The organism is Candidatus Omnitrophota bacterium (assembly GCA_041650805.1).
In the GTDB taxonomy this organism is placed as follows: Bacteria; Omnitrophota; Gorgyraeia; order 2-01-FULL-45-10; family 2-01-FULL-45-10; genus JBAZKM01.
Genome location: JBAZKM010000001.1, coordinates 93,606 through 111,593 on the forward strand (window position 1 = coordinate 93,606; position 17,988 = coordinate 111,593).

At 55.2% G+C, this 17,988-nt stretch carries 14 protein-coding genes; all 14 read left to right on the forward strand.

Going from position 1 to position 17,988, the window contains the following annotated elements:
• Window positions 1–148: 148 nt before the first annotated feature.
• Window positions 149–1,474: a porin gene (locus tag WC515_00655; protein MFA5145881.1), complete on the forward strand. Its 1,326-nt coding sequence runs from the start codon at window positions 149–151 to the stop codon at window positions 1,472–1,474.
• Between the two features lie 15 nt (window positions 1,475–1,489).
• Window positions 1,490–2,233 carry a type 1 glutamine amidotransferase gene (locus WC515_00660; protein MFA5145882.1) on the forward strand — a complete coding sequence of 248 codons (744 nt, stop codon included), beginning with the start codon at window positions 1,490–1,492 and terminating at the stop codon, window positions 2,231–2,233.
• Window positions 2,234–2,250: 17 nt separating this feature from the next.
• Window positions 2,251–3,486, forward strand: coding sequence for an ammonium transporter (locus tag WC515_00665; GenBank protein MFA5145883.1), 1,236 nt, complete (start codon window positions 2,251–2,253; stop codon window positions 3,484–3,486).
• An 18-nt stretch (window positions 3,487–3,504) separates the two neighbouring features.
• Window positions 3,505–3,846, forward strand: coding sequence for a P-II family nitrogen regulator (locus WC515_00670; protein ID MFA5145884.1), 342 nt, complete (start codon window positions 3,505–3,507; stop codon window positions 3,844–3,846).
• A 282-nt stretch (window positions 3,847–4,128) separates the two neighbouring features.
• Window positions 4,129–5,544, forward strand: coding sequence for a type I glutamate--ammonia ligase (gene glnA, locus WC515_00675; GenBank protein MFA5145885.1), 1,416 nt, complete (start codon window positions 4,129–4,131; stop codon window positions 5,542–5,544).
• Between the two features lie 101 nt (window positions 5,545–5,645).
• Window positions 5,646–6,059 carry a helix-turn-helix domain-containing protein gene (locus WC515_00680; protein MFA5145886.1) on the forward strand — a complete coding sequence of 138 codons (414 nt, stop codon included), beginning with the start codon at window positions 5,646–5,648 and terminating at the stop codon, window positions 6,057–6,059.
• Window positions 6,056–10,579 (forward strand): glutamate synthase large subunit, encoded by a 4,524-nt coding sequence (gene gltB / locus WC515_00685; protein MFA5145887.1) that lies wholly within the window; start codon window positions 6,056–6,058, stop codon window positions 10,577–10,579. Before WC515_00680 ends, gltB begins: the two co-directional genes overlap by 4 nt.
• Window positions 10,572–12,017, forward strand: coding sequence for a glutamate synthase subunit beta (locus WC515_00690; GenBank protein ID MFA5145888.1), 1,446 nt, complete (start codon window positions 10,572–10,574; stop codon window positions 12,015–12,017). Before gltB ends, WC515_00690 begins: the two co-directional genes overlap by 8 nt.
• Window positions 12,018–12,122: 105 nt before the next feature.
• Window positions 12,123–13,562 carry an NADH-quinone oxidoreductase subunit L gene (locus tag WC515_00695; protein MFA5145889.1) on the forward strand — a complete coding sequence of 480 codons (1,440 nt, stop codon included), beginning with the start codon at window positions 12,123–12,125 and terminating at the stop codon, window positions 13,560–13,562.
• On the forward strand, window positions 13,559–15,400 hold the full coding sequence (locus WC515_00700; protein MFA5145890.1) for a proton-conducting transporter membrane subunit: 1,842 nt from the start codon (window positions 13,559–13,561) through the stop codon (window positions 15,398–15,400). Before WC515_00695 ends, WC515_00700 begins: the two co-directional genes overlap by 4 nt.
• A complete protein-coding gene (locus WC515_00705) occupies window positions 15,401–16,834 on the forward strand; it encodes a proton-conducting transporter membrane subunit (GenBank protein MFA5145891.1) in 1,434 nt (477 codons plus the stop codon).
• Window positions 16,835–16,845: 11 nt separating this feature from the next.
• Complete coding sequence (locus tag WC515_00710; GenBank protein ID MFA5145892.1) at window positions 16,846–17,340, forward strand: NADH-quinone oxidoreductase subunit J; 495 nt, start codon at window positions 16,846–16,848, stop codon at window positions 17,338–17,340.
• Window positions 17,330–17,650, forward strand: coding sequence for an NADH-quinone oxidoreductase subunit K (locus tag WC515_00715; protein ID MFA5145893.1), 321 nt, complete (start codon window positions 17,330–17,332; stop codon window positions 17,648–17,650). The genes WC515_00710 and WC515_00715 overlap by 11 nt, the downstream gene beginning before the upstream one ends.
• A 4-nt stretch (window positions 17,651–17,654) precedes the next feature.
• Entirely contained in the window at window positions 17,655–17,987 is a 333-nt protein-coding gene (locus tag WC515_00720; GenBank protein ID MFA5145894.1) for a hypothetical protein, read from the forward strand.
• Window position 17,988 lies beyond the last annotated feature (1 nt).

The following is a 17,988-nucleotide window of genomic DNA, read 5'->3' on the forward strand; positions in this document are numbered from 1 at the left end:
CACAGAGATGTGTACACAAGACGAAGGCGTTCACTGAGAGAGAACGCTTTTTTTATTACCGAGACACAGGCGTCTTACTCCCCAGAGACGGGGATGAGGCGCCTTTTTTCATGCAAAAGGGATATGCGTTAAACCGTAAGGAGAATATATGCGTAGAGTTAGAAAGATAGCATGCATCATGGCAATACACTTTTTTTGTTCGTCTGTCGGTCCTTTCCCTGCTTTTGCGGATCAGGCGGCTATTGAGAACGCGGAGCTGAAGAAAGAGATCGCGCTGTTGAAAGAGCGCTTAAATGCGCTGGAAGAGAAGGTGAAGTTATCCGAGACCAAAACCGAAAACATAGAACGCAAAGTATCGGCGCCCGGGACCGGGATGCAGGAGGCCGTAACCTCATTCGCAAAGGAGATAGAGGTCCACGGTTTCGTCGATACTTCCTATATATTCAACACGAACACTCCGGTCGCGCCCAACTCCAGGACGAACAACCTCAGGGTCTTCGATACCGAGGCAAACGGCTTTATGCTTAATATGGCCCAGATAAACTTCGAAAAACCGGTAAGCATGGAATCCCCGGTAGGGTTCCGCGTGGACCTTGACTATGGGCGGGATGCGCGGCTTATCCATTCGAACGGCCTTGGAAACACCGGGGATGAGTTTGACCTGCAGCAGGCGTATGCCCAGTTCTGCGTTCCGTTCACCCTGCCCCTGATGGAGAGGCTGACTTTCAAGGTAGGTAAATTTGCCACACTGCACGGCGCAGAAGTCATAGAGTCGGTCAATAATTGGAGCTTTTCGAGGTCATACCTTTTCGGCTACGCCATCCCGTTCACGCATACAGGCGTGAGGGCATATTACAAGCCTTTTGAGAATGTGCCGGTCGAAACATATATAGGTATAGTGAACGGCTGGGACCAGGTGGTCGATCTCAATAAGGCGAAGACCGTAGAGGCGCAGATATATATTACACCGATAGAACCGCTCTCTTTAGGGGTGGGAGGGATGTTCGGAGCGGAACGGGCCGACTCCGACAAAGACCTCAGGAACCTGATCGACCTTGTCGCCACCTATAAAGTGACCGACAAACTGACCCTTAAAGCAAATTATGATTACGGCTGGGAGAAGAACGGCGCCTCCGCATTTGCCGGCTACACAGACGGTAAGGACGCCACATGGGACGGCATTGCCGGCTACGTCAAATATGACCTCTTTGACTGGTGGTCCATAGCGGGCAGAGGCGAATTCTTTCACGACAGGGACGGCGTGCGGACCGGAGTCCTTACTAGCACAACAATGCCTGTGTCGGATTTGGAACTGTGGGAATTCACGCTCACGAACGAATTCAGATTATTCAAAAACCTCATAACGAGGTTCGAATACAGGTATGACAAGGCGAGCGGCCAGGTATTCACCAGCGACAAAACGACGTCAAATTATCAAAACACACTGTCCGCGGAAGTGATCGCCAGGTTCTAGGGCCGGGAGAAAGTTATGTCGGGGAAGATAGTGGTCTTAAAACATGTTGGATCTGAAGGTCCGGGCACCATAGCCGATTTTTTCGCAAATACAAAGTGGGACCTTAGTGTGATCGACCTGGGCAGGGAGAGTGCGCTCCTGGGCGAACTTACCAATATAGACGGGATCGTCTCCATGGGCGGACCGATGAACGCATATGAAGAGGAGCTATATCCGTTCCTGAAAGATGAGATCGCGTTCCTGAAGAAGGCAGTAGAGGAAGAGATCCCCACAATAGGAATATGTCTTGGGGCGCAGTTGCTGGCCAGGTCCTGCGGGGCGACGGTAAAGAGGGCGGAAGAGGAAGAGATCGGGTGGTACGATGTCGAATTGACCGAGGACGGCCTGCGCGATCCGTTATTCTCCGGGATACCGGCGAAGATACGCGTCTTCCAATGGCATCATGATACTTTTGAAATACCCGCGGGAGGCACGCTTATGGCAAAAGGCCGGGGTTGTTTGAACCAGGCGTTCAAGGTCGGCGCCAACGCGTATGGCCTTCAATTCCATGTTGAGGTGACCCCTCAGATGATAACAAGCTGGATAAGAGAGTGCGGCGAATTAAGAGAGGGTGCGGCCGATATCCTTTTTGAGTGTTATGAAGGCCGTGAAGCCCTCAGGGAGCTGACAGAGAAGCTCTGCCTTAATTTTTCCAGGATGATCTCGGTTTCACAAAGATCCGCAACCGGGCGAACCCCGGCCGGGCATAAAACGTTTTAACTAAAAAGGAGGCGGTTATGATAAATTCAGGCGATACGGCGTGGGTCCTGATATCGAGCGCGCTCGTGATGCTTATGACGGCGCCGGGGCTGGCGTTCTTCTACGGGGGGCTCGTGAGGCGCAAGAACGTCCTCGCGACGATGATGCAGTCGTTCTTCATCCTATGCCTCCTGAGCATCCAATGGATACTCTGGGGCTATACGCTATCATTCGGCCCTGACAAAGGGCACTTCATAGGAGGTCTTGCGTGGTTCGGCCTTAAAGGCGTGGGCATGGCCCCTAACGCCGATTATGCGGCCACTATACCGCATCTCCTCTTTATGGCATACCAGATGATGTTCGCGGTCATAACGCCGGCACTCATCACCGGCGCCTTCGCGGAGAGGATGAAGTTCTCTACATACGTTATATTCACGCTGCTATGGGCAACGCTGGTCTACGACCCCGTGTGCCACTGGGTATGGGGGACCGGAGGATGGTTGCGCGCTAAAGGGGCCCTCGATTTTGCCGGCGGCACGGTAGTCCATGTCTCCTCGGGTATAGCCGCGCTGGTCGCGGCACTGGTACTGGGTAAGAGGCGCGGTTATGGCCGTGAACCGATGAGCCCTCACAACCTGCCCCTTACGGTACTGGGCGCGGCGCTATTGTGGTTCGGGTGGTTCGGGTTCAATGCGGGGAGCGCGCTCGGCGCGAATGAGCTGGCGGTATGGGCATTCATCTCGACCAACACCGCGGCAGCGGCAGCCGCCCTCACATGGATGTTCATAGAGTGGAAGACGGTGGGAAAACCGACCATCCTTGGAGGGGCGACAGGAGCGGTAGCCGGCCTCGTTGCGATAACCCCTGCGGCCGGGTTCGTCTCTCCGATCTCCGCGATATTTATAGGGATAATAGTAGGGCTTGTATGCTACATGGCGGTGGCGGTCATAAAACTGAAACTGGCCTACGATGACTCTCTTGACGCATTCGGCGTCCACGGCGTGGGAGGTACGGTCGGCGCCCTTGCGACGGGCCTATTTGCCCAGAAGGCCATAAATCCCGCGGGGAACAACGGCCTCTTCTTCGGGAACCCTTCTCAATTCATGGTCCAGCTTACGGGCGTCCTGGCCACGATGGTATATTCCGTGGTGGTCACGTTCGTATTGTTGAAGGTCCTGGACGCCGTCATGGGTCTGAGGGTGGACGACGATGACGAGGTCGTGGGCCTCGACATTTCGCAGCACGAGGAGAGCGCATATACGTTGCTGGACTAATAGGAAAGGAAGGCACATATGAAACTTATAATCGCGATACTGCAGCCGCACAAGCTGGAGAATGTCCTGCAGGAGCTTGACAGGGACCAGATATATCTTAAGACGGTCTCGAACGTCCTCGGATGCGGGCGCCAGAAGGGACGTACCGAAGTATACCGGGGGAGGAAAGAGACCGGCAATATGCTGAAGAAGGTACGCCTCGAGATAGCCGTCAACGACAAGTACCTGCAGCCGGCCGTAAATGCTATAATGCGCGGCGCAAAGACGGGGAACATAGGGGACGGGAAGATATTTGTGCTCGACCTTGCAGAGTGTATGCGTATAAGGACCGGAGAGAAGGGCGGAGAGGCGATAGGATAAAAACTGGATTCTGGTTACCAAATCCGGCCCGTTTTTACTTGTATATACAGGTGGCTAAAATATAGGCACATTGTAGTGCCTCTTTAAGCAAAGAAGATAAGAACATAGGCGTTCGAACAGGTCAACGAAGTCGTGACCATTCGGACGCTTTTTTATTTGGTAAAAATAACGAAAGATAAAAGGAGGAATAGAGCGATGGCAAAGAAGAAAGAGATGATAGAGGTTAAGACCAAAAACCCTCTCGTGAACGGCTCATTTGACGAAAAGGCGGCGCGGTCGGTGATGAAGATGGTGAAGGATAAGGGTATCCAGATAATCGACCTGAAGTTCAATGACCTGCCCGGCCTGTGGCAGCACTTTTCCATACCGGCCACTGAGATGAAAGAGATGGACGATATCACACGTTCCATATGGGTGGACGGTATAGGGTTCGACGGCTCATCCATAAGAGGCTTCCAGAAGATACAGGAGTCGGACATGATACTCATACCCGACCCTTCGACCGCAGTCATAGACCCTGTCTGCGAAGTCCCTACGTTGAGCCTCATATGCGACATCTACGACCCTCTTTCCAGAAAGGCATACACGCGCGACCCCCGCTACATAGCCAAGAAGGCGGAGAAGTACCTCAAGACGACCGGGATCGCCGACAGCGTCTACTTCGGGCCGGAAGCCGAATTCTTCATCTTCAACGATGTCCGGTTCGACCAGACAGAGAACTCCGGCTACTACTTTATCGACTCCGATGAGGCGGACTGGAACACGGGGAGGACAGAAAACCCCAACCTGGGTTACAAGATAAGGTTCAAAGAAGGATACTTCCCTGTACCTCCGCATGATTCCTTACAGGACCTCAGGAGCAGGATAATCCTTAAGATGCTCGAATCCGGCATCAATGTGGAGGTCCATCACCATGAAGTCGCGACAGCCGGCCAGTGCGAGATAGACATGAAGTTCGACAAGCTGACAAAGATGGCCGACAACCTGCTCCTCTACAAATACATAATAAAGAACATGGCCAGGAAGAACGGGATGGTAGCGACGTTCATGCCCAAACCTCTCTTTGCGGATAACGGTTCGGGCATGCATTGTCACCAGAGCCTGTGGAAGAACGGCGTCAACCTATTCTACGACAAGAACGGCTATGCCCTGCTCAGCCAGACGGCGAAATACTATATAGGAGGGCTCCTGAAGCATGCCAACAGTTTAATGGCCTTCTGCGCCCCGACCACCAACTCCTATAAACGGCTTGTGCCCGGATATGAGGCGCCCGTCAACCTCGTCTATTCGGCCAGGAACCGTTCTGCGGCGGTACGCATACCTATGTACTCCGACAGCCCTAAATCGAAGCGTATAGAGTTCCGTCCGCCTGACCCGGCATGTAACGGCTACATCGCATTCAGCGCCATGCTGATGGCCGGCCTGGACGGCATACAGAACAAGATAGACCCGGGTGAGCCGAATGATGCCGATCTCTTTGAGCTGAACGAAGAAGAGCTTAAGAAGATACCGACCGTACCGTCATCTCTGCGAAGGGCGATCGATGCCCTGGAGGCGGACCACGAATACCTCCTCAAGGGAGGCGTCTTCACCAAAGATGTCATAGACATCTGGATAGAATACAAGAGAAAGAAAGAGATAGATTCCGTGCGGATGCGGCCGCACCCTTACGAATTCTACCTCTACTTCGATATTTAAACAGGTCCGGGCTTTCCCGCCGGCTGCCTTTTGACCGGAAAAGAGGCGGCCGGCGGAAAAAGATCAGGAACATATTTTTTTTAATAAAGGATGCCTATATTTTGGGCAAGAAACCGAAGAAGGTCAAGATGGTGACTATACTGATCTCCAGGGACGAAAAGAACATACAGCGCATACTGACCGATGCCCTGCAGAGGGAAGGGTATGGGACATCCGTAGACCTGAAGACGGATGATATGATGCGGCTAGCCGGCAAGATCAATGAACCCGGGGCGTCGACGCTGAAAGATATAATCACCAGGCTGGGGGAGTCGCTCTGCCGCGAAAAGAACGGTGTGCTGTACAGGTCTATCCTGGAGATCATCGAGAAACCGCTCATAGAATATACCCTCGAGAGGACGGAGGGAAATCAATTGAAGGCGGCCAGGATACTCGGGATCAACCGCAATACGATGCGCTCAAAGATAAAGAGGCTGAACATCGATGTCGATAGGTGGAAGGTGCCCATACAATGAACTTTCACAACGTTCCGGAAGAACAGGGATTATACGACCCGCGCTTTGAGCACGACAGCTGCGGTGTAGGATTCGTGTGCGACATAAAGGGCATACGGTCGAATGACATCATACGCCAGGCCCTGGAGGTGCTCGGACACCTTTCTCACCGCGGGGCGACCGGGGCCGATCCGAAAACTGGCGACGGAGCCGGCATCCTTATGCAGATGCCGCACAAATTCTTTTCTACGGTTTGCGACAGGGCAGGTATAGCGCTTCCGGGCGAGGGCGATTACGGCTCAGGCCTCGTATTCTTATCCCGTGACCCGGAAGAAAGGAAGTCCCATAAACGCATCTTCGAAAAGATCGTAAGGGAAGAGGGGCAGGTCTGCGCCGGTTGGCGGGCGGTCCCGGTAGACGATTCCGATATAGGGCTAGCGGCGCGCGAGACGGAACCGGTGATAGAACAGGTCTTCATAACGAAGGGTAAGGGGGTCTCCGATATCTTCGATTTTGAGAGGAAGCTCTATCTGATCCGAAGGCGCGTCGAAAACGCGATAAGGGGCGGCGGGGCCGCAGGCAAGGTCTCCTTTTACGTCACAAACCTGTCGTGCCGGACATTCTCCTACAAAGGCCTCCTGACGCCTTCTCAGACGGGAAATTTCTTCCCCGACCTGAAAGACCGGGCAATGGAAAGCGCCATATGCGTCGTCCATTCGCGCTACAGCACCAATACGTTCCCGACATGGGACCTTGCCCAGCCGTTCCGTTTCCTGGCCCACAACGGGGAGATAAACACCCTGCGCGGCAATATAAACTGGATGCATGCGAGGGAAGGTCTCTTGAAGAGCAGGCTCTTCGGGAAGGACATCAGGAAGATAATGCCTGTCATAGTTCCCGGCGGCAGCGATTCGGCGAACATCGATAATGTCTTTGAACTGCTCGTACTGTCCGGCAGGTCTATGCCTCACGCGATGAGCATGCTCATACCGTCCGCATGGGAAGAGAACGGTCTCATGAAGAAGAAGATAAAAGACTTCCACAGGTACCACGCCTGCCTGACCGAACCATGGGACGGCCCGGCGGCCATAGCGTTCACGGACGGGACGAGGGTCGGCGCTGTATTGGACCGGAACGGCCTGCGCCCCGCTCGGTACATAATAACGAAACGGGATCTTGTCGTCATGGCCTCGGAAGTAGGGGTGCTCGATATCAACCCTTCGGATATACTCGTCTCCGCGAAACTTGAGCCGGGCAAGATGTTCTTCATAGATACCGCCGAGGGGCGCATAATAGACGACGATGAGATAAAGGGCGGCCTCGCATCCGGGGCTCCCTACTCCGCATGGCTCGATTCGCACCTTGTCGACCTTGAGGACTTGCCCGACGGAAAAGTGCCCGCCGATAAGGGGGATCTCCAGACGGCCCTGAAGGCGTTCGGTTATACCAGGGAAGACCTGAAGATGATCATCAAGCCGATGGCTGAAAAGGGGGTTGAGCCGATCGGTTCCATGGGAAACGACACGCCGCATGCGGCGCTATCGGAGGTCCCGCAGCTTATTTACAGCTACTTCAAACAGCTGTTCGCACAGGTGACTAACCCGGCCATAGACCCCATACGCGAAGAGCTCGTCATGAGCCTGGAGACGTATCTCGGCCCGGAGGGGAACCTCCTGGACGAAACGGATGAGCATTGCCGGCGGCTCAGGGTGAAACGGCCAATACTCACTAACGAGGAACTGGCGAAGATACGCGCGATAAAGAAGAACGGCTTCAGGACAAAGACGATATCCACCCTCTTTGACCCATCCGATAAGGACGGGTTTGAAAATACGCTATCGTCGATATGCCGCAAGGTCTCTTCCGCGATACGGGAAGGGTGTACCTTCATCATATTGAGCGACCGCGGCGTCGACAGGGACCATGCGGCCCTGCCGGCCCTTATGGCGATCGGCGCCGTCCACCACCATCTCGTCAGGAAGGCATTGCGGACGAGGATAGGCATCATAGTGGAAAGCGGAGAGCCGCGCGAGGTGCACCATTTCGCGCTCCTCTTCGGCTACGGCGCGGACTGCGTCAACCCGTACCTGGCCTATGAGACGATCGGCCATCTTAAGGCAACGGGCGAACTCTCTCCGAACGTTAAAGTTGCGCTCAAGAATTATATTGCGGCGGTGAACAAAGGCATAATGAAGGTCCTTTCCAAGATGGGGATATCGACGCTCCAGAGCTACAGGGGCGCCCAGATCTTCGAGGCGCTGGGCCTGAATAAAGACGTGGTGGAGAGGTGTTTTGCAGGGACCGTCTCCAGGATAGGCGGATCCGATCTCAACGCCATCCAGGAAGAGTACCTTTCGAGGCACAGGGAGGCATACCCGGCAGGAGTCTACCCGCAGCCGTATCTCGCCTCGGGCGGCATCTACCAATGGAAAAAGGACGGGGAGTTCCACCTCTGGAACCCCGACAGCATAGCGGCCCTTCAGGACGCCGCAAGGAAGGACGACTATCCAAGGTATAAGGAGTTTGCAAAACTTATCAATGACCAGCGGGAACACCCGACTACCCTCAGGGGCCTCCTCGCCTTCAGGAAAGCGGTGCCGATACCCATCGACGAAGTAGAACCCGTTGAAGATATAGTGAAACGCTTCGCGACGGGCGCCATGAGCTTCGGGTCCATAAGCAGGGCCGCGCATGAAACGATAGCGATAGCGATGAACCGCCTCGGCGGGCGCTCAAACACGGGAGAGGGCGGAGAAGACCCCGCAAGGTTCAGTCCCCTCCCGAACGGCGATTCGGTCCGGAGCTCCGTCAAACAGGTCGCATCAGGGAGATTCGGCGTCACCATAAATTACCTTGTGAACGCTGATGAGCTCCAGATAAAGATCGCCCAGGGTGCCAAGCCCGGAGAAGGAGGCCAGCTGCCCGGACATAAGGTCAGCGCCACCATCGCCAAAACCCGTTATACTACACCCGGCGTCACGCTCATATCTCCGCCGCCGCACCACGACATATACTCGATCGAAGACCTCGCCCAGCTTATCTTCGACCTCAAGAACGCAAACCCCAGGGCGCGCATAAGCGTGAAGCTCGTATCCGAGGCAGGGGTTGGTACGGTCGCGGCAGGGGTGGCAAAAGGGCATGCAGACATGATATTGATCGCGGGAGGGGACGGGGGCACCGGCGCCTCCCCGTTAAGTTCCATACGCCACGCCGGGCTGCCCTGGGAACTGGGGCTTTCGGAGACGCACCAGACGCTCGTCCTCAACAGGCTGAGGAGCAGGGTACGCCTCCAGACGGACGGTCAGATGCGTACAGGCAGGGACGTGGCAATAGCGGCGTTATTGGGCGCCGAGGAGTTCGGGTTCAGCACCGCCGTACTAATAGTCATGGGATGCGTCATGCTGCGCCATTGCCATCTCAACAACTGTTCCCTGGGCGTAGCGACCCAGGACGCTGCCCTGGAGAAGAGATTTTCCGGGAGGCCCGAGCATATCATTAATTATTTCCATTTTGTGGCACAGGAGCTGCGCGAGATCATGGCTTCTCTGGGTATAAGGAAGATCGACGACATGGTAGGGAGGACCGACCTGCTCGAAACAGATGAGAATATCTGCCGTAAGAAGACGCGCATGATAGACCTCTCAAAGGTACTCTACAGGCCGGCCGCGGGTCCGGAGAACGGCGTACACCGGACAAGATACCAGGACCATGGGATCGACAGTGTCCTGGACCTCAGACTGATCGAACTGTCGAAAGATGCCCTGGAAAAGAGAGCGCCGGTGCTGGTGAGATCCGTCATCCGCAATACCGACAGGACGACCGGCGCCATGCTGAGCGGCCGCGTCTCGGCTCTTTACGGCGAAGAGGGCCTGCCCGAAGATACCATACACTGCGGGTTCAAAGGCGTTGCGGGGCAGAGCTTCGGCGCCTTCCTCGCAAAAGGGATCACCTTTGAGCTTGAGGGTATGACCAACGACTACGTCGGTAAAGGCATCTCGGGCGGAAAGATAATAGTATATCCGGACAGGCGTACGGACTACCTCCCGGAAAAGAATATACTGATAGGCAATACGACGTTTTACGGCGCGATAAGCGGTGAGGCATACATAAGGGGCATAGCCGGAGAGCGCTTCGCCATACGCAATTCCGGGCTCTACGCGGTCGTCGAGGGCCTCGGAGACCATGGATGCGAATACATGACCGGCGGCAGGGTGGTCATCCTGGGAAAGACCGGGAGGAATTTTGCGGCAGGCATGTCCGGAGGGATAGCTTACATTTACGATGACCCGCGTTTCGCCTCCAAATATAACAGGGAGATGGTCGAGCTGGAAGAGCTGTCAGAGAGCGACATAGAGACGCTGCGGACGCTCATATCCAACCACCATCGCTACACCGGAAGCGCCGTCGCCGGGAAGATACTCGATAATTTCCAATACGAGGTGCGGGCTTTCATCAAGGTCATGCCGGTAGAATATAAACAGGTCCTGGGCCAGAGAAAAAGCGCGGGAAAACCGGACCTGGTAGAGGTGTCCGATGGGTAACCCGAACGGTTTTTTAAAAGTGAAGCGCGACACATTCGCCTACAGGCCCGTATGCGAGCGCCTGAAGGATTACCGCGAGGTCACGGCCATCCCCGGCGCCGCCCATTCGGAAGACCAGGCATCCCGTTGCATGGACTGCGGCACGCCGTTCTGCCACTGGGCCTGCCCGATAGGCAACTACATACCGGAATGGAACGACCTCGTCTTCCACAAACAATGGGCAAAGGCATTCGAGCTCCTGCGCGCGACCAACAATTTCCCCGAGATCACAGGGCGGCTATGTCCCGCTTTATGCGAATATTCATGCGTCCTCGGGATAAACGACGACCCGGTGACCATAAGGGAGAACGAACTGGCGATAATCGAGAACGCTTTCAAGAGAGGCATAATAAAGCCGGTCCCGCCCGGGCGGAGAAGCGGGAAGAGGGTCGCCGTAATAGGGTCCGGTCCGGCCGGCCTGGCGGCGGCTGACCAGCTTAACAGGGCGGGCCACAGCGTGACCGTTTTTGAGAGAGACGATAAGGCAGGGGGCATATTACGGTATGGCATCCCGGACTTCAAGCTGGAGAAGCGCATAATCGACCGGCGCCTGAATATACTGGAAAGGGAAGGGGTAGAATTCGTGATCCGGACTGAGGCGGGGTGCGATATAAAGACGACGGCGCTCATAAAAGATTTTGACGCCTTATGCCTTGCGGGCGGAAGCCGCGTGCCGCGGGACCTCCGGATAGAGGGGAGAGACCTTAAAGGCATACACTTTGCCATGGAATACCTGATGCAGGCGAACAGGCGCGCCTCAGGCGAAACCATATCTGCCGACAGGCTGATAGATGCCCGGGATAAACGCGTCGTCGTGATAGGCGGCGGTGATACGGGCGCGGATTGCGTGGGCACGGCTCACAGGCAGGGGGCAAGGTGCGTGGTGCAGCTGGAGGTGATGCCAAAACCGCCGTCGGGCAGGACGGACAGCCAGCCATGGCCGAGATACCCGCTCATATTGAAGACGTCGACAAGCCATGAAGAGGGCGGAGAACGCCACTGGTCCGTCTCTACAAAAAGGTTTGAGGGAAAGGGAGGGCACGTCAGTAAGATCGCATGCGTCCGCCTCGAAGCCGTGATGACGGGTAAAGGTGCCGCCCCGGAGATGCGGGAGATGGCCGGGAGCGATTTTTACATCGACGCAGACCTGGTGATACTGGCCATAGGATTCGTACATCCGGAAAGGAGCGGGCTTCTCGACTCTCTGGGGATCGATCTGGATGGCCGCGGACAGGTAAAGACCGACGGCCGTTTCATGACCTCCATGAAAGGCGTATTCGCCTCTGGCGATATGCGCCGGGGGCAATCCCTGATCGTCTGGGCCATCTCCGAAGGCAGGCAGGCGGCACATTACATAGACCTATACCTTATGGGAAAGACCGTACTGCCAAAATTTTAGTTGAAATATGGCACATCCTGTGCTATAGTACCGCCTGTAAGACGGGTGGAAGCATAGAAGCTCACCTGGAACGCAAGGTAAGCTTCTTTTATTTTGTTACCTTATATGAAAAACGAGATATATCTTTTATCGGCAGTCCTTGTACCGACCGTAGGGGCATTTCTCCTTCCGCTTGCCGGTTCGGTTTCGGTCCGGTTCAGGAACGCGCTCGCCCTCATACTCGTGTCTGTATCTTTACTGGCTTCCGCGGCCCTGATCCCGGCGCTTGGGTCCGGCACGGTCGTGAAGGCGGTCATACCTTTCTCGCCCGGGTTCGATTTCGTCCTTGTCGCAGACCACCTCGCCGTATTCATGGCCATCGTCTCATCTTTCATAGGCGCCGTCATCGTCTTCTACTCTTTCGGGTATATAAGCCACTACAAAAACCAGAATGAATACTATCTGATGGTAGTACTATTCCTCGGATCGATGATGGGGCTGGTCTTCTCGGGCAACCTCATCTTCCTGTATATGTTCTGGGAGATGACCGCCCTGGCCTGCTGGCGCCTGATAGGATTCTTCAGGGAACGTCAGCATGTATTGCGGGCGGACAAGGCATTCCTTGTCACCGTCTTCGGAGCGCTCGTAATGCTCATAGGGTTCATCTTGATCTACACCCAGACAGGTTCCTTCGAGCTTTCCGTGATAAAAGAGAAACTGCAGGCTACGCCCGTTTCGGACACGGCGGTCCTGCTTATCCTTGTCGGCATATTTTCGAAGTCCGCGACGCTCCCGTTCCATACCTGGCTCCCGGATGCCGGCGTCGCGCCGTCACCGGTAACGGCCCTTCTCCATGCGGCAGTCCTGGTGAAGATCGGCGTTTACGTATTTGCGCGGCTCTTTATCGCCACCTTCAGCGTCAGCGCCATGTGGCACGTAGCGATACCGGCGGTCGTCGCGGTGAGCGCCCTCGTCTCGGCCGGGGCCGCACTCGTGGAAACGGACATGAAAAGGATCATAGCCTATTCAACGGTAAGCCAGCTTGCATTCATATTCTTCGGCTTCGCCGTGGGTAACGACGTGGGCATAGCCGGGGCCCTGCTTTATATACTTATGCACGGCCTCGCAAAGGGAGGGCTCTTCCTATGCGCGGGCATAGTGGAGCAGAATACACATACCAAAGATATAACGAAGATGGGCGGCCTCATGCAGACGATGCCTATAACGGCCGTATCTTTCATCATCTGCGCATTTTCGGTGATGGGCCTGCCACCTTTCGGCGGCTTCTTCAGCAAATATCTGGTATTCTCCGGCGCGATCAACTCCGGGCAACTGGCCGTCACCTCCGTCTTCCTGGTGGGTGCATTCCTGACCATAATGTATCTATTGAGGATATTCAACCTTATATTTCTCGGTGAGCAGAAGGTCCGCGCGACAGAGGCATCTGCGACTATGCTCATTTCGGTCGCGCTCCTGGCCGCGCTCTCGCTGGCGGCGGGGGTATGCATATATTATCCGTCTATCTTCACCCAGACGGCGGTCAGACAGATGTTAGGTACCCTATGACAAATATACCCCTTTATCTCTTCATACTTGTTCCTGTTGCGGCCGGGATCGCTGTGCTCTTCGTGCCGGGAAAGGCACGGTATATCAAAGAGACGATATCGCTTCTTGCCGCGGTCCTTCTCTTCGTATTTTTGACTGCGCTGAAGGGGCAGGAGGTACATTCCGCCCTCACCTGGTTATCACCGGGGATAGAATTTTCGCTGCGCCTGTACCATTTTAACGCGTTCATAATCCTCGCAACCTCGTTCTTCGGCCTTTTGACCATCCTCTATTCCAGCGTATTCATGGCCGGCAAGGACCGCTCCAACCAGTTCTATTCGTACCTGCTGATATCCATCGGCTTCGCCAACGGCGCCGTCCTGGCGGATAACCTGATCGTCCTCCTCTTCTTCTGGGAGGGGCTTCTCGTCACCCTCTTCGGTATGATCGCCATCGGCAATAAGAACGCTTTCAAAACGGCAACCAAGGCGTTGATCATAGTCGGCATAAGCGACCTTATCATGATGGCCGGCATCGCGCTTTCGGCCCACCTCGGCGGGACGTTCGAGATATCGAAGATGAAGCTGACGGTCGACGGGCTGGGGGGAGTTGCATTCATACTGCTCATAACGGGCGCCGTCGCAAAAGCCGGCTCTATGCCTTTCCATACCTGGATACCGGATGCCGCCGTCGACGCGCCGCTGCCGTTCATGGCGTTCGTCCCGGCAGCGCTGGAAAAACTTATAGGCATATATCTCCTCACGCGCATCTCGCTCGACATCTTCACCCTTACACCTCATTCGTGGGCAAGCACGGTCCTCATGGCGATAGGTTCGATAACTCTCTTCCTTGCGGTAATGATGGCATTGGTGCAGAAGGACTATAAACGGCTCCTGTCTTACCACGCCATAAGCCAGCTCGGCTACATGGTCCTGGGCATAGGCACATTCACGCCGGTCGGGATCGTCGGCGGCATATTCCACATGATAAATAATGCGTTATATAAGAGCGGCCTCTTCCTGACCGGAGGGGCGGTGGAGCGGCAGGCGGGGACTACAGACCTGGATAAACTGGGAGGCCTGGGCAGGCAGATGCCGGTCACGTTCGCGTGTTTCATCATAACGGCCCTTTCCATATCCGGGGTGCCGCCGTTCAACGGTTTCTTCTCCAAAGAGCTTATATACGACGGCGCGCTGGAATGCGGACGCATCTTTTATATCGCCGCGATAGCAGGATCCTTCCTGACGGCGGCCTCATTCCTGAAGCTGGGGCACGCGGCATTCCTCGGGAAGGGGAGAGAGCCCGGGATGTCGAAGGTAAAAGAGGCGCCGGTCCTTATGCTCATACCGATGGCCGTAATCGCGGCGGTCTGTGTCATATTCGGCGTATGGAACTCTTTTCCTATCAACGGGCTGATCGTACCTATCCTGGGTGAGGCGCGCGCTCATGGGCATATCTTCTCGGGATTCCCGGCCAACGCGACGCTCGTCCTTATAACCGTCGCCGTACTGGTCGCGGCGCTCGTGAACCATATCTACGGCGTAAGGCGCACGGGAAGAGGGGCCGGGGCAGTCGACCATATCCATCACGCGCCCGGGCTCCGCTATATCTATGATAAGGCGGAGAGGGGATACCTCGATCCGTATAACATATGGAGCCGGGCAGTGAAAGTTTTTTCCGCCGCGGCCATGTTATTCGACAGGACCATAGATCTCATCTACGACCGCCTCGTGGTGGGGGCGGCGTCCTTCTCTTCGTCCGCTATCAGGGGGCTGCACAACGGAAATTATAAGACATATATGCTCTGGTCGATGATAACCGCCGCCATCCTCATCGCCATTATCGCGGGGGTGATATAGATGCCTTACCTGTTCATACTGATGCCGATGATCGGCATAATGATCCTGAATATATTTTTCGGGAAGCGCCTGAAACGCTTTGCCTTCTGGTTTGCGTTCGCGCTCTTCTTTACACAGATGATCATAGCCGTATTTCACCGCCTTATCACGGTGGAAACAGGATCCGGCTATACCGATATCTTCTTTAAAGCCGATTTTTTAACGGACCACCTCAGCTTCATAATGCTTCTCTCCATAGGTATCGTCTCTTTCGCAAGCATCCTCGTCTCGCGTCATGCCATACCTGAAGATAAGAGCAGGTTCAAGTTCATAAACCTTCTTATGGTGGCGTCCATCGGCATGAGCGGTATCGCCATAGTGAAGGACCTCTTTTCGCTTTACGTATTCCTTGAGATAACATCGATATCGGCGTTCATCCTGATCGCATTCCAGAGGGACATCCTCGGGCTTGAGGGTTCATTCAAATATATAATGCTCTCGGCCCTGGCGACTATAGCGATGCTCGTGGCCATAGCGATATTCCTGCTCATATCGGAGAGCACCTCATTCGACTCGATAGCCGCCGCCCTCAAGGACTCGCGCTCGAGCCGCCTGGTGCTCTTAGCCATAGGCCTCTTCCTGTGCGGCCTGTTCATAAAAGGAGGCGTGGTCCCTTTTCACGGATGGCTTCCGGACGCATATTCCGCGGCGCCCGCACCCGCATCGGTGCTCCTTGCGGGCATAGTCACGAAGGCCTGCGGCATCTACGGTATAATAAGGGTGGTGACCTCCGTCTTCGGTTTTGACGAAACGATCAAAAATATCCTGCTCATCGCCGGCACGGTCTCTATGCTGGTAGGCGCCGTCGCGGCGCTCGGGCAGAAGAACCTTAAGAGGATGCTTGCCTACTCGAGCATAAGCCAGATAGGGTACATAGTCGTCGGTTTCGGCACGGGCACGGCGCTGGGAATCGCGGGGGCGATATTCCATTTCTTCAACCATGCGATATTCAAATCGCTCCTTTTCGTGAATGCGTCGGCCCTGGAGATGGAGACGGGCACCAACGAGATGGATGCGATGGGAGGGGTATCCGAGAAGATGCCGGTCACGGGCACCACATCCATCATCGGCTTTCTCTCGGCCTCAGGCATACCGCCGCTCGCGGGGTTCTGGAGCAAGCTTATTATAGTGATAGCATTATGGAAGACCGGAAATTACTTATACGCGGTGATAGCGGTGCTTGCGGGGATCATCACGCTGGCATACCTCCTCACCATGCAGAGAAGGATATTCTTCGGTAAACTTGCCGCCGGGCTGGAAAACCTGAAAGAGGCGGGGCCGGGGATCACGACGGCGGCGATATTCCTGGCCGCCATAACGATTGTCGCGGGGATATTCTTCCCTTTAATATTCGATAAATTGATCATGCCGATGAACGGGATGGCTTTATTCTAAAGAGGGGATAGATGACGCTCGATACGTTTCTTCTTGCAGTGACATTGGCTTTCTCGCTGTGGACGGTCATGGCCAAAAGCCTGCTCCGTTCCGCCATAGGGCTGGCCGCCACGAGCGTGGCGGTGACGGTTCTCATGTTCAGGCTGAATTCGCCGCTCGCGGCGGTATTCGAACTATCCGTCTGCTCGGGTCTCATCACGGTCATATTCATAAGCACCATAAGCCTCACAAAGCCCCTGGCCGCAAAAGAGGCGATCGAAGCGGGGAAGGCGCACGTAAGGCGATTCCGATACCTGTTCGTCCTGGTTGCAGCCGCCGGCATCGGGATGCTCTTCCTGAACCTCGTACCGGACTTCAAGCCACATTGCTCCGCGGCCGCTTCCGATGCGCGCGCCATACTGTGGAACTTCAGGCAGATGGACCTCTTCGGGCAGATAATAATCATCATAGTGGGGGCGCTGGGCGTGGTGGTGCTTTTTGCGGAAAGGGGCAAAGATGAGCGGTGACATGCTGCAGGTGACCCTCTCTTTCGGGTTCTTTATAGTGCTTATCTTCATAACCGGATTTTACTGCCTGCTGGTGACGCGTAACCTTATACGCGCGCTCATATCCATAGAGCTTCTCATGAAGGCGGTGACGCTGCTCTTCATGGTAGTCGGATATGTCACTAACCGCACGGCGCTGGCCCAGGGCTTGATAATAACCGTCATCGTGATAGAGGTGGTCCTTGCCGTCGTTGTCGGCGGCGTCATATTGAGCATATTTACACGGAACAATTCTATCGATGCCTCTCTCCTGAAGAAATTGAAAGGTTAATGGCATGACCGATCTCATACTTCTGCCACCGGTAAGTTTTATCATAGTCCTGGCCGTCATGATGGCCATGGCAAAGCTCTTTTCGCGGCTCGCTTTCAAGAGCAGGGGGAAGGACGGAGATATGCGAAAGTCCTATGCGTGCGGGGAGGACGTCCCGTCCGGCCAGGCACAACCCGATTACGGCCAGTTCTTCCCGTTTGCCTTCTTCTTCACGGTGCTGCACGTAGTCGCGCTTACGATATCGACCATACCCGCCGTCACGGCGGGATCGTCCCTGATCGCGCTCGTATATATATCCGGGGCGGTCACAGGATTATTCATACTGTTCAGGAGATGAT

What these genes read in the sequence shown, in the direction of transcription:
- WC515_00655 (MFA5145881.1), top strand. Translation starts at nt 149, where the DNA reads ATGCGTAGAGTTAGAAAGATAGCATGCATCATGGCAATACACTTTTTT.
- WC515_00660 (MFA5145882.1), top strand. Translation starts at nt 1,490, where the DNA reads ATGTCGGGGAAGATAGTGGTCTTAAAACATGTTGGATCTGAAGGTCCG.
- WC515_00665 (MFA5145883.1), top strand. Translation starts at nt 2,251, where the DNA reads ATGATAAATTCAGGCGATACGGCGTGGGTCCTGATATCGAGCGCGCTC.
- WC515_00670 (MFA5145884.1), top strand. Translation starts at nt 3,505, where the DNA reads ATGAAACTTATAATCGCGATACTGCAGCCGCACAAGCTGGAGAATGTC.
- glnA (MFA5145885.1), top strand. Translation starts at nt 4,129, where the DNA reads ATGAAGATGGTGAAGGATAAGGGTATCCAGATAATCGACCTGAAGTTC.
- gltB (MFA5145887.1), top strand. Translation starts at nt 6,056, where the DNA reads ATGAACTTTCACAACGTTCCGGAAGAACAGGGATTATACGACCCGCGC.
- WC515_00690 (MFA5145888.1), top strand. Translation starts at nt 10,572, where the DNA reads ATGGGTAACCCGAACGGTTTTTTAAAAGTGAAGCGCGACACATTCGCC.
- WC515_00695 (MFA5145889.1), top strand. Translation starts at nt 12,123, where the DNA reads ATGAAAAACGAGATATATCTTTTATCGGCAGTCCTTGTACCGACCGTA.
- WC515_00700 (MFA5145890.1), top strand. Translation starts at nt 13,559, where the DNA reads ATGACAAATATACCCCTTTATCTCTTCATACTTGTTCCTGTTGCGGCC.
- WC515_00705 (MFA5145891.1), top strand. Translation starts at nt 15,401, where the DNA reads ATGCCTTACCTGTTCATACTGATGCCGATGATCGGCATAATGATCCTG.
- WC515_00710 (MFA5145892.1), top strand. Translation starts at nt 16,846, where the DNA reads ATGACGCTCGATACGTTTCTTCTTGCAGTGACATTGGCTTTCTCGCTG.
- WC515_00715 (MFA5145893.1), top strand. Translation starts at nt 17,330, where the DNA reads ATGAGCGGTGACATGCTGCAGGTGACCCTCTCTTTCGGGTTCTTTATA.
- WC515_00720 (MFA5145894.1), top strand. Translation starts at nt 17,655, where the DNA reads ATGACCGATCTCATACTTCTGCCACCGGTAAGTTTTATCATAGTCCTG.